The 16,258-nt window shown below is 36.9% G+C and carries 17 protein-coding genes; 13 read left to right on the top strand and 4 right to left on the bottom strand.

The annotated features are described in order from the left end of the window. Positions 1–29: 29 nt before the first annotated feature. The 3 genes from SJY23_RS11260 to SJY23_RS11250 form a co-directional block, all read right to left on the bottom strand. Positions 30–380: a hypothetical protein gene (locus SJY23_RS11260; protein ID WP_396596416.1), complete on the bottom strand. Its 351-nt coding sequence runs from the start codon at positions 378–380 to the stop codon at positions 30–32. A 7-nt stretch (positions 381–387) separates the two neighbouring features. Further along, entirely contained in the window at positions 388–1,104 is a 717-nt protein-coding gene (bshB1, locus tag SJY23_RS11255) for a bacillithiol biosynthesis deacetylase BshB1 (RefSeq protein WP_035337338.1), read from the bottom strand. A gap of 130 nt (positions 1,105–1,234) precedes the next feature. After that, positions 1,235–2,410, bottom strand: a complete 1,176-nt coding sequence (locus SJY23_RS11250; protein ID WP_396596415.1) for a trans-sulfuration enzyme family protein — start codon at positions 2,408–2,410, stop codon at positions 1,235–1,237. Between the two features lie 374 nt (positions 2,411–2,784). Between SJY23_RS11250 and SJY23_RS11245 the strand changes: the two genes are divergently transcribed. From SJY23_RS11245 to SJY23_RS11235, 3 genes are all read left to right on the top strand, one after another. Continuing rightward, on the top strand, positions 2,785–3,363 hold the full coding sequence (locus SJY23_RS11245) for a hypothetical protein (protein ID WP_396596414.1): 579 nt from the start codon (positions 2,785–2,787) through the stop codon (positions 3,361–3,363). 30 nt (positions 3,364–3,393) lie between these two features. Continuing rightward, positions 3,394–3,855: a GNAT family N-acetyltransferase gene (locus SJY23_RS11240; RefSeq protein WP_396596413.1), complete on the top strand. Its 462-nt coding sequence runs from the start codon at positions 3,394–3,396 to the stop codon at positions 3,853–3,855. 63 nt (positions 3,856–3,918) lie between these two features. Further along, entirely contained in the window at positions 3,919–4,719 is an 801-nt protein-coding gene (locus SJY23_RS11235; RefSeq protein ID WP_396596412.1) for an MBL fold metallo-hydrolase, read from the top strand. Between the two features lie 87 nt (positions 4,720–4,806). Here the strand turns inward: SJY23_RS11235 and SJY23_RS11230 are convergent, their stop codons facing one another. Beyond that, a complete protein-coding gene (locus tag SJY23_RS11230) occupies positions 4,807–5,688 on the bottom strand; it encodes a hypothetical protein (protein ID WP_396596411.1) in 882 nt (293 codons plus the stop codon). A gap of 408 nt (positions 5,689–6,096) precedes the next feature. On the opposite strand from SJY23_RS11230, the gene SJY23_RS11225 reads away from it, so the two are divergent. The 10 genes from SJY23_RS11225 to SJY23_RS11180 all read left to right on the top strand — a co-directional run bounded on the left by SJY23_RS11225 (position 6,097) and on the right by SJY23_RS11180 (position 16,168). Beyond that, positions 6,097–7,386, top strand: a complete 1,290-nt coding sequence (locus SJY23_RS11225) for a DUF2254 domain-containing protein (protein ID WP_396596410.1) — start codon at positions 6,097–6,099, stop codon at positions 7,384–7,386. Between the two features lie 198 nt (positions 7,387–7,584). Beyond that, a complete protein-coding gene (locus tag SJY23_RS11220) occupies positions 7,585–8,145 on the top strand; it encodes a hypothetical protein (RefSeq protein WP_396596409.1) in 561 nt (186 codons plus the stop codon). A gap of 101 nt (positions 8,146–8,246) precedes the next feature. Beyond that, positions 8,247–9,986: an FAD/NAD(P)-binding protein gene (locus SJY23_RS11215; RefSeq protein WP_396596408.1), complete on the top strand. Its 1,740-nt coding sequence runs from the start codon at positions 8,247–8,249 to the stop codon at positions 9,984–9,986. Between the two features lie 5 nt (positions 9,987–9,991). Then, positions 9,992–10,495 (top strand): GreA/GreB family elongation factor, encoded by a 504-nt coding sequence (locus SJY23_RS11210; protein ID WP_396596407.1) that lies wholly within the window; start codon positions 9,992–9,994, stop codon positions 10,493–10,495. 109 nt (positions 10,496–10,604) lie between these two features. Beyond that, positions 10,605–11,318, top strand: a complete 714-nt coding sequence (locus SJY23_RS11205; RefSeq protein ID WP_396596406.1) for a pirin family protein — start codon at positions 10,605–10,607, stop codon at positions 11,316–11,318. Between the two features lie 147 nt (positions 11,319–11,465). Continuing rightward, positions 11,466–12,821 carry a TlpA family protein disulfide reductase gene (locus SJY23_RS11200; RefSeq protein WP_396596405.1) on the top strand — a complete coding sequence of 452 codons (1,356 nt, stop codon included), beginning with the start codon at positions 11,466–11,468 and terminating at the stop codon, positions 12,819–12,821. Between the two features lie 115 nt (positions 12,822–12,936). Next, positions 12,937–13,254, top strand: a complete 318-nt coding sequence (locus SJY23_RS11195) for a YbjQ family protein (protein WP_035337353.1) — start codon at positions 12,937–12,939, stop codon at positions 13,252–13,254. Between the two features lie 156 nt (positions 13,255–13,410). Next, on the top strand, positions 13,411–14,511 hold the full coding sequence (locus SJY23_RS11190) for an endonuclease/exonuclease/phosphatase family protein (RefSeq protein WP_396596404.1): 1,101 nt from the start codon (positions 13,411–13,413) through the stop codon (positions 14,509–14,511). 34 nt (positions 14,512–14,545) lie between these two features. After that, positions 14,546–15,643, top strand: a complete 1,098-nt coding sequence (gene amrB, locus SJY23_RS11185; protein WP_396596403.1) for an AmmeMemoRadiSam system protein B — start codon at positions 14,546–14,548, stop codon at positions 15,641–15,643. A 147-nt stretch (positions 15,644–15,790) separates the two neighbouring features. Then, positions 15,791–16,168 carry a hypothetical protein gene (locus SJY23_RS11180; protein ID WP_396596402.1) on the top strand — a complete coding sequence of 126 codons (378 nt, stop codon included), beginning with the start codon at positions 15,791–15,793 and terminating at the stop codon, positions 16,166–16,168. Positions 16,169–16,258: the final 90 nt, after the last annotated feature.

Raw genomic sequence — 16,258 nt, 5'->3', positions numbered from 1 at the left:
GCTTTTTTATAACTCAGAATATTTATTCCCTAGTTATTTAATGTGGTTTTATCTACTCCATATATTCTTAAGTATTGCTTCGTGGTGGTATCTGGGATAACGACTCTCATCTCGTCATTTGATTTAACAGAATAAACCCTCATGGTATATGCTTTCTGTTTACTAGACGCAATCTTTTCATCAACAATGAGATCTCCTGACATATCATATCTCTTAAGCAGTTGAGAAGGTGACTTCTCAAGGGTATCTAAGGTAGATACATTTGGCACGTGTCTGAAAGGTATCGAGGTAGGTATACTATCTAAATGAAACGAAGACGTTTGACCTATCGCAACCACTCCGCACGTTAAAAAACAAACAATTAAAATCCGTTGTATCATCACCATTTTATTTTAAATCAAATAAACTTTCTACCGCTGGATAGCGCTCTACAGTAAAACCTTCTCCATATTCTGTTCCTATGAGACGTCCAAGGTCTCTAGAGCGATAATTAATACTCTCCTTGAAGGTTTCGCTAGAAATTGGTGTATCACCATCTTTATTATTTGGATCGTGAAACTGTGAGCTGTATGCAAAGACAGCATCATACTTTTTATCCATAAAACCACTTACATCTACCACTACATCCGGCTCGATGTGCTGCCATTGTATATAATGATATACCGTTTTAGGACGCCATTTTTCTTGAGCCTTCCCATCTACAGAGGTTTCTATTTTTTTCAATCCACTCAAGAAGCAAGCATCACTTGCAAGTTTACTTCCCTTGCCGTGGTCTATATGCCTGTCTGTAATAGCATTACAAAGCACTATTTCTGGCTGATACTTTCTTATTACTTCGATGATTTTGAGTTGGCTCTCTTTATCATTCACAAAGAAACCATCTGCAAGTGCAATATTCTCACGTACTGCTACACCTAGAATCTTTGCTGCAGCTGCAGCCTCCTCATCACGTATCTCTGCACTCCCACGAGTTCCTAGTTCGCCTCTTGTGAGATCAAGTATTCCTACTTTCTTTCCATTTGCAATTTCCTTTGCTATGGTTGCACCACAGCCTAATTCTACATCATCTGGGTGTGCTCCTATGGCAAGTATATCTAGTTTCATATGTATGCTCGCTGTGCGAGTATCTTTTGTGTTATTGTTATATAGTCATCAAACTTACGTGTGAATGACATTTCCCTTTATTTAATTACCCACTTTTAAGAATAAATAAAAGGTTAAGCGCAATCGAGTTTTAATCTGCGACTAGTACTGTCTTTTTCAAAACAGCCTTAAGTGCTTGGTCTATATCTTCCATCAGGTCTGCCTTCTCCTCTATTCCTACAGAAAAACGAATTAAGCCATCTGCGATACCTTGTTTTGCTCGCTCTTCTTCTCCTAGTAATGAGTGTGAAGTTTGTGCTGGACATAGCATCGTACTCTCTACACCTGCAAGACTCATAGATGGTTTGATAAGTTGTAGCGCTTTTTGAAAATCTTCGGCATCTATATGTGATGCTAACTCGAAGGACATCATCCCTCCAAAACCGCTCATCTGCTCTTTGGCTAGTTTATAATCTGGATGAGATTTTAGTCCCGGATAGTACACGCGACTTATCTCGTCTTTCTTATCAAGCCATTTTGCTATTTTCTTTGCATTTCTATTTTGAGCTTTTACACGTAGTGCCATGGTTTTCATGCTACGCTCAAGCATCCATACGGTAAGGTCACTTAGACTTCCTCCTAGATTTTTTGCCAGATTCCAGATGCGATCCATATGTTCTTGACTCGCAGCAATAGCACCTGCACAGATGTCACTGTGCCCTCCCATATATTTTGTTGCAGAGTGAAGTATAATATCAATCCCAAAATCTGCTGGATTTTGATTTACTGGAGAGGCAAATGTATTATCTATCATAGTCACAATGCCGTGCTTTTTGGCGAGTGTAGCAACCATCTTCATATCTGTGACCTTCATAAGTGGATTAGAAGGTGTCTCAATGTAAATCACTTTAGTTTGTGGAGTTATCGCTTTCGCGAAAGCGGCTTCACTCAAATCCTCTGTAAATGAATATGTGATACCGTACTTTTCAAACTCCTCAACTACTAGGTTATACGTACCTCCATATAAAGTTTCTTGAAGTACAACATGGTCGCCACTTCTCAAAAAAGCCAGCAATGCAGTACTTACTGCCGCCATACCACTACCAAAGATCATCCCCGCTTCTGTCTTCTCAAGAGCAGCAATTTTCTTACCTAATCCTTCTTGATTAGGAGTATTAAAATAGCGTGGGTAACGCTTTACATCTACATCCATAAAGGCATAAGAAGATGATAAGTAAATAGGAGATACAGCTCCCTGAAACTGCTCGTCTTTGATTTCTCCTGTATGCGTACAAATGGTATTAAGACCTTTATGTGATTTACTCATAGTGTATGTTTTTTTCAAATCTAAAAATACAAAAAAGGGTTACAGTAAATCAGCCAATTTATTATAGATTAGAAGGGGACTTATCAAGAAAATTCTTACATTACTAACGTTCAATATTTTACATTTTAATATGAAATTCTCCGCACAATCTTAGATATATAATGAAGTAAAGTTCCTACCTTTAAGACGGTTAAAAGTACTATTAGAATTAAATTATTAAGAGATCTCCTAGTTCATGGAGCCAATTACTTTTATCCAATTATAAAAAATAGCATATTTAATAATCACGAAAACCCCTACCTTTTTATAATGCGTTAAGTTATTGTCTCTATATACTTCCCCAGTAAATAATGATGCGCAGACGAAGGAATTTTATGATCATACCTAACTTTAACATTACACCAGGAAATACCGTAGGTGACATTTTTATTAATAAAGGAATAAGAACATTTTACGATGCTATACGTGCTATACATAATCTTCCATATGGTAGGTTAAAAAACCCTTTAGAATTGGGATCTGTGATTACCGAAGGGCAAGGCACATGTAGTACAAAACACGCAACTTTAAAAGCACTCACAGATGAACATGCCATTTATGGACTACAACTAGAGCTCATAATTTATGCCATGGATAATACCAATACCCCAGGCATAGGTAATGTGCTTGAAAAGTATGACCTACCTTATATACTGGAGGCACATACCGTACTGGCATATGATGATGAGATGTACGATTATACCTTTGCTGGAACATACAGTATGAAATGGAGAGATGCGGTACTTATGCAAACCACTATCGATACAGATCAGATACAGGATTATAAAGAAGACTATCACAAATCTGTACTACAGGATTGGATAGAGAGAGATAAGCTAGCATATAGTCTTGATGAAATATGGAAGATAAGAGAAGAGTGTATACAAGAACTAAGCGCTGTAGAATCACATTAAAACAATCACAACTTTTACAAATCAATCACTGTGAACATCATTCCATACAATTCTCAATTTGCTGCAGACTTTAAAACTCTTAATATAGAATGGCTCGAGGCCTTTTTCTACGTAGAGCCTTATGATCTCAAAGTGTTGAGTAATCCTGAAGAATATATCATAAACAAAGGAGGTTTTATCTTCTTTGCATCAAAAGATGATCAAATTCTAGGTACGGTAGCACTAATGCCTACTGGAAATACGGGTGTGTTAGAACTCACAAAGATGGCAGTTTCACCTTCGGCGAGAGGAATGGGTATTGGGCAGCAATTGATTGCACATTGTATCGCTTTCGCGAAAGCGCAACACCTCAACAAACTCATCTTATACTCACACCGTACGCTAGAAAATGCCATTCATATCTATAAAAAATGGGGTTTTATAGAAATTCCTCTTGAAGAAGATGTGGTCTACAAGCGCGCAAACATTAAAATGGAACTCGTATTTAACTAATTTTTGTCATAATGTAACACACGAGACGATAACTTTGTTAATGTAATCCATTAAAACAATGTTATGAAATATTTATGTACCCTCTTTCTTATCGCTTGTACGATGAGTAGCTGTAAAGAAACAGTAAAAGAAACGGAAACCGTTACCACGGTAGAAGAAGTGGAAGAACTAACTACCACAACAGACTCAGAAATTAAGGAGTTTGAAATTATCCCTATTGAGCACGCGTCTACTATTCTTAACTGGGATGGCAGAACCGTTTATGTAGATCCAGTGGGAAAACCTGAGCTTTATAAAGGTTATAAAAAGCCAGATCTTATTGTCATTACACACCTACACGGAGACCACCTCAATGTAAAAACGCTCGAAGGTCTAGACACCTCAACCGCAAGAATCGTTGTGCCACAATCTGTAGCAGAAAAAATGCCGGAGGCTTTTAGCTCAAAGTTAGATATCTTAAATAACGGAGAAAAAGTAGAAATTTTAGGTATTACGACAAACGCTGTACCGATGTATAATCTAGGTCCAGTAGAGAAACGCCGTCACAAAAAGGGATGGGGTAATGGCTACGTACTTGAGAAAGATGGTAAGAGAGTTTACTTTTCTGGAGATACAGAAGATATACCTGAGATGCGCAATTTACAAGATATTGACGTTGCCTTTGTATGTATGAACTTACCTTACACTATGACGGTGGAGAGTGCCGCTAGTGCAGTTTTAGATTTTAAACCTACACAAGTATATCCTTTTCACTATAGAGGATCTGACGGCCTAAGTGATGTTAGTACGTTTAAATCTCTTGTAAACAAAGGAAGTGATGCTATTGAGGTTGTACAGTTAGACTGGTATCCTAATCTTGACTAAAAAACTATAGTAACGTTTATAACAAAATAAACCCGCAATGGACCTAGGTCGCATTGCGGGTTCTTACTTAACCTACTTAAGTATCTTCTATTTTAAACTGAATGATGTTTGAGCAATAAGTACTCCTTTATCAAACACGTTTACCTCATATTTTCCTTCAAGAAAATCCTTTGTTGTTTTACCTACATTCTCACAAATATCAAGTGCAGTGTTCTCATAGTAGAACTTAGAAATCGCACTATAGTTAACCACTTTACCGTCAAAGGCAACTTGCTTGTTTTCTCCTAATGTAGCTCCAGAAGGATCAATGATTTGTACATATAATACACGATCTCCAGCTTCTGCAAGTCTGTTTTGAGGTACTGTATAACAAGCCCTAAGTTTATCTACACGTCTATTGTTTGAGTTTTCTACTAGTTTACCAGAAGAACGCTCTATAACTCCCACCGCTCTAAGCTTATTTGCTGCTAGTGCAGATCCTAATGTTACTCTTTCTGCAAGGGCATTATTTTCTAGTGCAAGAGAGTCCCCTACTCCACGCTGTACTTCAAGTTCATAAGTAGTACTGTCTATACGCATAGCAAGCATCTGGTTACTTCCGCGTAAAGAATCATTTTGAGCAAATAAGAAATCACGCTCATTACGTAGTTTAAAGACCTCAGCTCTATATTTTCCTAAACTCGCAATGGTTGCGTCTTTTGCATCAATATCGCCTATAAGTTTCTGGATTCTATCGCGTGCATCATTAAGTTCTGTGTCTTTGAGGTTATTCTCCTCAATAACTACATCATATTTACTCACCATTTCTTTAAGATCTGAGAGTACAACGTTCTTCTCCTTTGTGAGTTGGCTTTTTGTATCCTTCTCTTGGTTATACAGTTTTACAGCAAAGGCACCGGCTACGACAAGAAGTACCGCAAGAATACCTGCAATAATCTTAATCCCGTTTCCACTTTTTTGGTTATCCATAATTTAATAGTTGTTTAATGGTTATACGTTTAATGCAAAGAATTGGATTTTATTATAAACGCTTTAGCGAAAATATTCTTTTTACCATACAATTAACGCCAACTATTAAAAAATGTTAAAACATATTATAGGTTTAGTTGGTAGAAGCTGAGCTTATTAAAATATTGCTCGATATTACTCATGTATTGGAACAACGTATGTACTTTATTTAGAAGTAGCCCTTAATGTGCGCACTAAGACTTACATGTTCCGGTTAGTGGGACTATCCCTTGTAGGGTGATACTATAGAAGTCCTATTTCTATAATTTTTTACGCTTTCGCGAAAGCGTAATACCCTAAACACTAGTCACACTGTTAACTAATATTAAAAAAGAATCCTACTCAAACTATTTTACGGAAATTGCAATGATGAATAAAATTTACACAAAACTCAAGTTATTATATAGCCAGATTACTGGAAACATAGCGTTCTTCCCAAGTCTTATTGCATTAACCGGACTTGCCTTTGCTTTTTTAATGCTTTATATAGAAGAGCAAGGAGTTTCTAAATATTTCATGGAAAATATACCATGGTTAGTGATCAATAACGCAGATACCGCTCGCACCTTACTGAGCACTTTTATAGGGGGAATCATCTCTCTTATGGTTTTTAGCTTCTCTATGGTGATGTTATTACTCAATCAAGCCTCGAGTAATTACTCTCCTCGTATCCTCCCCGGACTTATATCAAATAAAAAGCACCAATATGTATTAGGGTTTTATATTGCTGTAATCATCTATTGCATTATCGTATTGCTGAGTATTGTGCCTAGTGATGACAAGCATCAGTTACCTGGTTTTGCAGTGCTTGTGGGAATTATTTTAAGTATTCATGTACTTGCAGCCTTTATCTATTTTATACATTCTATATCGCAAGCTATACAGATTAATAATATTACAGACCGCATCTTTTCTTCAGCTCACAAAAGGTTACAAACATTAATTGATAAAGAAAGTGAAGTTCAAGGTTTAGAAGTTTTTGACGATATTTCTGAGTGGCATGGTTATAAAAGCACCTCATCTGGATATCTCAATGATATAGCATTTGACTCACTGTCCAAGCTGGCAAAAGACTGTGACATCTCTATAAAAATGCTGGTTTCTAAAGGAGAATTTGTACTAGTAGATGTTCCTATTGTAAAAGTAAGTAAAGAGCTAGATGAAGAAAATCAGGAGATGCTACAGTCATGCTTTGGGTTTTCTCGTAGTGAGATAGTAAAACTCAATTATGTACTTGGTTTTAAACAGCTCACAGAAATTGCAGTAAAAGCCATGAGCCCAGGTATAAATGACCCAGGTACTGCCATTACTTGCGTTGATTATCTCACAGAGCTATTTGCATTAAGAATGCAGAAAAAAGATAATAGCTATGTAATAAATGATAAGAGTAAAGCAGTGGTATCACTAGATACAGTAGATTTTGAAGAACTGCTATATTTCATATTTGCCAGCCTACGTCAGTACTGTAAGTCTGATTTCATCATGATGACAAAAATGCTAACCTCACTATATTACCTAAAAAACGTAAAAACCATAGACGATAATTATAAGGAGGTAATAGACTCCCAAGCACACCTCATTCTAGAAGATGCACAAGCATATATTAAAAATGAAACAGATTTAAAGAATCTAAAAGAGTTTAGTGAAAAATTTGAGTAGAATTAAATACATCACAACTACCCAATTAACTATTAAAACTAATAGTGTACGCTAGATTTGTAAAAATGTTTTAGCTACTAGCGATTATAATACTTGATAAAGTACCTTACGTTTGCGTATGCGTTGGTTTTTAGACTTTAACAGATTAAAAAAACGTAGTTAATGTAACAAAGTGAAATACTTTCCTACATATAGGGTATGTATAAATCATTTTTTCAAAATATAGCGACAGAGCAAGGAGGTACTTTTTTATACCAAGATCAAGATACTAGTATAGGTGGCGGCATACGCCTTCCTAAGGTTCAGTATTTATTAAAAATACCTATAGGAGATACTGAGATGAATATCATTAATATCACTGGAAAAGAATTTTCTGGTCATATCTCTATGAAGTTACCAAAACAGCCAGAGAGTCACACTTTTGAACTTACTACAAACTCGCATATTAAATCACTTTTTATAGGCAAATCAAAGCGCTTTAACATCAATAGTGACAGCTCTCAAATGACCGAGTTTTTAAGAAACAACAGTCATATTGCAATCTTAAAAGAAATTGCTCAAGAAGATAGCTTCCAGCCTATAATTACGGGTACAAACGAGGATGATCATTATATGTTGATAGCAAAATATCATCTAGAATTTGACAACTGGAACAGCCCTGTACTTCCGCTTATGGATTTATTTAAAGAGTTGCACACACGGTTTGTGGTTAACAACGAGCGCTTTACAAATGATGTGACTATCAGTATGGGGTATTAAATAACTCCTAACACAATCTTAAACAACTACCTTCTAGCGTAGTAATGCCATAGCTTTGTTACACTTGCTCTATTATAAAGGGTGAGTATAACAACCAACCTATGAAACACTATGCCATAATAGGAGGAGGTCCTAGAGGACTTTTTGCTCTCGAAAGCCTTTTTACCGCGCTCTACAATAACGCTCCAGAAGCTCAAATAAAAGTCACCTTATTTGAACCTTTTAAATACCCAGGAGCAGGCTGGGTATGGAATCCTGAGCAAGTAGCGAGCAACTGGCTTAATATCACTGAGCGTGCCTTACAAGACTTACCTGGCAGACCAGAAATAAAACTTGGTGATGATATCATCCCTGCATTTCCCTCATATACGGAGTGGTTACCAGAAGAACAACAAAATCCACCAGCTACGTATCCAGATCAGTTTCCTCCACGGGCAAAGATGGGAACCTACCTTAACACTCGTTTTGAGACTATTGCAAGTGCGCTTAAGGGATTTGACTTGCTAAATATTGTTGAGGAAACTGTTACCAAACTCACCTATATCGCACCAGTATTCACAGCAATTACAGAAAATACATCCATCACCGCAATAGATGAAGTGGTTCTCACAATAGGACATCAGAATACGGAGCTATCAGAGCAACTGCAAGAGTGGAAAGATCACGTTACACAAACTGATAACGCCCTACTATTTACAGAAGCCTATCCTGTAGAAAAAATGATAAATGCAAACATTACCTCAGAGAGCGTAGTTGCTTTTAGAGGTTTTGGACTTGCTATGATTGATCAGATACGTGCGCTCACCTTGCGACGCGGTGCACATTTTGAAATACTTGATAATGATTCCAAAGAAGTAGCTTTTCACGCTGGAGAAAACCATCCGCAGCGGTTTGTTCCCTTTTCCTTAGACGGACTTCCTATGGTGCCAAAACCTATAAATAAAGCGGTAGATAAGTGGTTTATGCCAAGTGATGATGCTATAAACGCTTTCGCGAAAGCGATACATAAAGGCGCCTGCGGCGATCACCCTGCAAAAGATCAATACTTTCTACTAGAAGCAATGGCAGCTGTTGTTGCTCCATTGTTTTTAAAATTAGGAGACAAAGTCATACAACACGATCTTACCGAAGAAGAAGTTTATTTTTTGACGATAAATTACCTCAACAATAAATCACTAGCGCATTCCCTACTCCTATCCCATCAAAAACCTGTCTTGCAAATGATGCAACAACAAGTGGAAATGGCAGTGGGAGAAGCACCGGTAAGCCTTGACTACGTTATAGGTCAAGTATGGCGACACTGCCAGCCTACCATCTACAGAGAGTTCTCATATCCAGCAATCGCAGATGATGTGGTTGCCAAAGTTATTGCGCTAGACGAAGCATCAAAACGATATTCTTACGGTCCACCCGTTGAAAGCATACAACAACTTATTGCGCTTGCAAAAGCAGGATTTTTAGATCTTGACTTTGTAAATAATCCAGAAATCACTTGCGTAGACGGAGGCTGGCAACTTGAATCGAATGTTAAAAAAGTTACCGTAGATGTAATGCTTAACGCCGTACTAGATTCTCCACAACTTGTCACCGTAGATACACCTATCATTAAAAACTTGCTTAGCTATGAAATGATTGAGCCTAAACATACAGATCTAGGCATACGGACAGACGATTATGGCTATGTAGAAGTACCCGAGGGTAAAAGTTTTGTGCCACTAGCGGTATTAGGCAGATTATCTAAGGGAAGTGTGATAGGTGTAGATGCAATTTTAGAATGTTTTGGACCACGCACTATAAGCTGGTCTGAGCGCAGTATAGCCTTAATGAAGAACGAAAAATAAAGAAGATGAGCAGAGGATTTGTAAAAGAAGATGACCAAGAAGAAACTCCTATAATTCCGCCTAGGGCAGCACTACCAGATGGTGTGACAAACTACGTCACAAGCCACGGATTAACGCAGCTTAAGGAAGAGCTTAGCACACTAGATAATAAAATCTCCACCCTAGATGAGACAGATGAGCGCGAGCGTAGGCGCGCACTCGCCGTACTTAATGGGAAGCGCAACTTACTACTGGAACGCATACAGAGCGCAAGACTACTTGATCACATAAAGGATGAGGGAGAAATACGTTTTGGCGCCACAGTCACCTATACCATCGCTGGTATGCCTAAGCCCATTACCATCCAGATTGTGGGCGTAGATGAGGCTAGTGTAAAAGACAAAAAAATTGCGTTCACCGCTCCTATTGCTAGAGCCCTTATTGGCAAAAAGGTGGATGAAACAACTACATTTCAGCTAGGTAATGAGGAGAAGAAACTCACTATTAAAAATATATCCTACGTAGAGTAGTATGAGGTTTACGCTTTCGCGAAAGCGTAACAATCACATTTAAAAACAAGTTCACATATCGTAACTTTATAACCAAAAATAGAGCTATTCAATCCCTAATTTATCACCTATGCAAACGATTCTATATAAAGCAAACACTCGAGGAAACGCAAACCACGGGTGGTTACAGAGTTTTCACACTTTTAGCTTTGCGAGTTATCATAACCCCAACCGTATGAACTTTGGGGCAATGCGTGTACTCAATGATGACACTGTTGCTGCGGGGAGAGGTTTTGATATGCACAGGCATCTCAATATGGAAATTGTATCTATCCCGCTTTCTGGTGATCTAGAGCATAAGGATAGTATGGGTAATCAGACGGTGATACAGCAAGGTGACATCCAGGTGATGAGTGCTGGGACTGGAATAGATCACAGTGAGTATAATAAAAATAAGGATCGCGAGGTACAGTTTTTACAAATCTGGATTATGCCTAACCAGCGTCCAGTCTCGCCTCGATATGATCAGATTAAAATAAATGAGCATCACCTCAAAAATGAATTTGTACAAATACTATCACCAAATCAAGATGATGAGGGTGTATGGATTTACCAAGATGCTTGGTTTCATATGGGTGAGTTTACACAAGAGCAAACGCTTGTACACAAACTGCATAAAAAAGGGAATGGCCTTTTTGTTTTTGTACTTGAAGGTAGTGCTCACGCCGCTGGCGAACTACTAGACAGACGTGATGCCATAGGAGTTTATGACATTGCCGAGCTAGAAATTACCGCACAATCTGATTCTAAAATATTACTTATCGAAGTGCCTATGCAGTTTTAAGTAGAGGCCTCAGTTATTGTTTTACATTACGCTTTCGCGAAAAAAACATATGTACACTGTATTTTATATACAATTAGTCGTAAAACGAATTAGCACGGAGTATATTTAGTACTTTAATAACTAAGTGGTTATAAAAGTTGCATAAGCATGAATCTAAAAAATCTTTTACTAGCTGTAATTATATGTTCATTAGTTGGCTGCCAAAAAGAAAACAACCCTGCACAAATAAGTTTACAAACTGAGACTTCCGTAGACACTATCTATATTTCAGAATTTAATACTGAAAGACTGGTTGCAAAAATCTCAGATAGTAATCGGCTACAAGCTGTAAACTTAGTACGTCCTACTGCAGTAACTATAAATCACAAAAATAATGATGATCCTTATCTGGCTATTCTAGCCAATAATAAAAGTTTAAACATTTTTCTTAATCAAGATGGTATTATAAACACCCATGATAAAGCAGATTCACTACTCAACAATCTCTGGCACAGCAACAACAAGTTTATAAATGATAACAGTAGTTTACTTTTTGGTACAAATAACATAGATACAATTCCGCTTGTATTTGAAACATTCAGACAGGAGAGAGCTAATAACATTGACTTATATAAGGACGAAATAGGTACTGATATTTTGGAATTGCTACACTATCAGAATGATGCGAGAATCTATTCTTTTTTATTCTATTATGGCAGAATGATGAAAGAATTGGAACCAGATAACAGCTATTTTGATTTTGTCAATAGAATACCAAAGATTACGCTATCATCAAAATCTCTTCCTGATATTTATCTCTACAAATACGAAATTGAATATTTAAGAGATAATAATACTATAGAAAGTATTACTGATTTTTTAGCGTTCATAGATCAACAGACGAGTAACAAGGAGCTTGCTGATTATCTAAGAGCGAGCTATATCAAAGGTTTGATGGAAGCACCTACTTACTGGGAAAAACATGAAAGATTATTTAACACAGAGGTACTTACTCAAACCTTCATTTCAGAAAAAGAAAATCCATACAATTACTTATTTGAAAAATCATCCAGCTCTTTTTATGCTTCTCAAAGTGGGGAAAAAGCTTACTTATTTACAGCAGAAGATGCATTTGGAAATCAATACAAACTTGAAGATCACCAAGGAAAAGTAATTTTTATAGACAATTGGGCCACATGGTGCAGAGCTTGTCTCAATCACAGACTTAGTGTTTTAGAACTTGCTAATAAGTATAAAAATAATAGCGATATAGAGATTTTGCTCATGTCTGTAGATAGTTCTAAAGAGAAATGGTTGGACTTTCTAAACAAAGAAAACTCAGAAGTTGGTCAGAATCTATTTATTGAAGATGGAAGAAGTGAAGCATACGGTCAACAATACAACATCAACTTTATTCCTAAATACATACTCATTGGGAAAGATGGTAAGATTATAAATGCCAATATTCAAGAACCCTCCGTAGCGGTCGAACAGGCAATAGAAAATGCATTGAGGATGCAATAAGGTTTAATTTAGAAAAGATAGGTTGTCTTCATAAAACTATCAATGTTATATTTATTGCTTTCGCGAAAGCGTAACAAAACCATCTTAAAAGCTACTTACATACAAACTTATATAAATGATTATAACAACTACAAACAGTATACAAGGTAGAGAGATCACACAGTACTTAGGTGTGATTACAGACTTCATCTATGCAAAGATTTACGATACTAAAGGGCTTAGTTTTCGAGATTCACTTAATAGTGACAAGATTTATGAGCGAAGTGAGGAAGGAATAGATGCTGCAAAACAAGAAGTACTCAAGAAACTGGAAGCCAAAGCTAAAGAAATGGGAGCTCACGCGATTGTAGGAGTTACAATGGATGTAGAGGTCATAAATGAAGGTCTTAAGTTGGGAATCTCTTCAATGGGAACTGCTGTAGTATTGAGATAAGGATACATATAGAACACTGTGAGATTCGCGATTTTATTAATCGAAAGCCTAGCGGTATCTGACGTTCTAAAATCTTAAATCTTTCCCATTTAATATGGCTTTAAGAGAGTTAAGCATTTTTAAGGATAATTTTACGTAACCAACCAATCCAATTAAATGAATTTCACTCTCAAAAACTTCTTGCAAGGTTTTGGCATCATTGCTGTCATTTTAACATTGTTACCTCTTATTGCCGTAGATTACTGGTGGATACGCATTTTTGATTTTCCGCACGCTCAGCTTACGGGACTTACACTCATTGCTATCCTTACCTACTTCATACGGTTTGACATAAAGTATTATAAAGATTACCTTTTTGTAATCATTCTTATAGGTTGTTTCTTATTTCAGTTAAGTAAAATTTATGCTTACACGCCATTTGCAGATCTTGAGGCTCAAGAAAGCACAATTACTGACTCATCAAATACATTGAAAATTTATACAGCCAATGTATTACAGAAGAATAAGGAGTACCAACTCCTACTCGACCAAGTAGCCCAAAAAAATCCAGATATTATATTACTCATGGAGACAGATGTGCAATGGAAAAATGCTGTACATAAAACCTTGTCTTCATCACACCCTTATTTTATGCTCGAGCCACTAGATAACACCTATGGGATGTTGCTATACTCACGCTTACCTATGTCTCAGAACAAAATTAATCATCTTGTAGACAAAGAAATTCCTTCTATGGAGGCGATAATTACTTTGGAGAGCGGAGAACAATTTCAATTATTTGCTATTCACCCTACTCCACCTATGCCACAGCATAATCCTATGAGTTCAGACAGAGATACAGAGATGATGACCACGGCACTTCGTGTTTACAAAAGAGAAATGCCCGTAATTGTCATGGGCGATTTTAATGATGTTGCTTGGTCTGAGACTACCTCATTATTTAGAAAGACAAGTACATTACTTGATCCTCGAATAGGCCGTGGCTTTTACAACACATTTAATGCTCAAAATGTGCTTATGCGCTGGCCACTTGATCATCTATTTGTTTCTGAAGAGTTTCGTGTAAAGACACTAAACCGCACAAAAGACATCAAGTCTGATCATTTCCCGATGTATACAGAACTTACTTTTGAACCAGAGAAAGCAAAAGAACAAAAAGCTAAAAAACCATCCAAGGAAATTCTCGAGAGAGCACAATCCCAATTAAAAGAACAGCATCTTCTTAATATGGAAATGCCTACAATTTCTAGTGATTAAAGTTTATATATATTTATAGTCTAACTCACTGTACATGCGTTTTATTCTATTACTATTTGTATGCTGTATTTGTGTCGTTGCTTGCGATAAAAATCCTCAAGCAAAGGCTGCACTACATCAAAATCATATAAGGCATCAAGAGGATACTATAGGTTTTGCTCAATATTCATGGCAAATGGATAGTATAATCAGTAGAATGGATGACGCAGATAAACTACCAAATTCTGAAACCTACAAAGCTGTAATATGCCCACATGATGATTATGGATATGCTGGAGGATTATATTACAAAACCCTCTCTGGAATAAAAGCCAAAACAATTATCCTTGTGGGCGTAGCTCACAGAGCAAGAAATTTTGACTTACAAGATCGTATCATTTTTGGGAGTTATGATAGTTGGCAATCTCCCGATGGCATTATTCCTGTAAGTAACCTTAGAGATAAACTCCTCACTAAACTCAAAAAAGAAACATACGTCGTGCATGATTCTATGATGCAGTTAGAACATTCTCTAGAAGCTATAACCCCTTTTTTAAAACGCAAAAACCCTGCTCTAGAAATCATACCTATGCTCGTTCCTTACAACACATTCCAAAACATGCAGTTATTTTCTGATGATATAGGAAGTGGTATTGCTGCGCTCATGAAGGAAGAGAATCTAATATATGGTAAAGATATTGCTGTCGTAATTTCTAATGATGCTATACATTACGGTTCTGAGGGCTGGGGAAGCGGTAATCTCGCTCCCTTTGGCACAGACAGTATAGGGACAGCTCAGGCTAGGCAGAAGGATCTTGATATTGTAAAGGAGACGCTGCAGGGAGAACTCACCACAAAGAGGGTTCAAAAGTTCAACGATATAACCATTATGGCTGACGATTATAAGGCTTATAAATGGACTTGGTGTGGTAGATACTCCACTCCATTTGGCTTACTGCTTGCAAATCGCATAGAGCAACTTACGGGAGCGTCTAATAAAGATGGAAAACTTCCGCACCTTACTGGTACGTTTATAGACTGGCGATCTAGTCTACACAATACTCATATTAAGGTTGACGATTTACACATGGGGCATACCGCACAGGCAGATAGCACGCACTGGGTGGCTTATGTAGGTATGTCTTATCAATAGCTTTGCAATTTCTCGATGATGTAATTTGCTTTGTGTTACGCTTTCGCGAAAGCGTATCTATCATCAAGACTATCTTTAACATTAATTGTAACTATTTTAACCCGAGCTTAATACTTAATGGCTCTTATGACTTGTATCTTACTGATTATGATATACTCAGATAAAACAGAAAACAAGAACAACGCTTTTTTAACAGAAACTATCGAATATCTAGAAAACAAGGGATTCGAAAATATTAAGGCAGACGCCGAAGGTTACGAGACTCCTATTTCGTTTAAAAGACAGGAAACAGGGAATTCTCTCACTCCAGATATCGTAGCCGAAAAACGTGGTATCAAATACTTTTTTGAAGTGAGTTTAAAAAGTTCCAAACCAAAATTATTAAAATCTAAGTGGTTACTTCTAGACACCCTAACTAGAATGAAAGATTATCGCTTTAGAATCATAACAACTAAGGGGCATCTAAGCTTCACAAGAGATATGATTGAAGATACCAATCTCAATAAGGATTTCATTCGCATATAAATTTCAATACAGTACAATTACCTAAAGGGTCTTGCTTATATAAGCAGGACCCTTTTTTATTAACATACTTTAATAGATCTATGGCAACTA

The sequence above is a fragment of the Dokdonia sp. R86516 genome, assembly GCF_044596715.1.
Lineage (GTDB): Bacteria > Bacteroidota > Bacteroidia > Flavobacteriales > Flavobacteriaceae > Dokdonia.
Note: the sequence above shows the minus strand (reverse complement) of the source record. Positions and strands in the feature narration are given on the sequence as shown.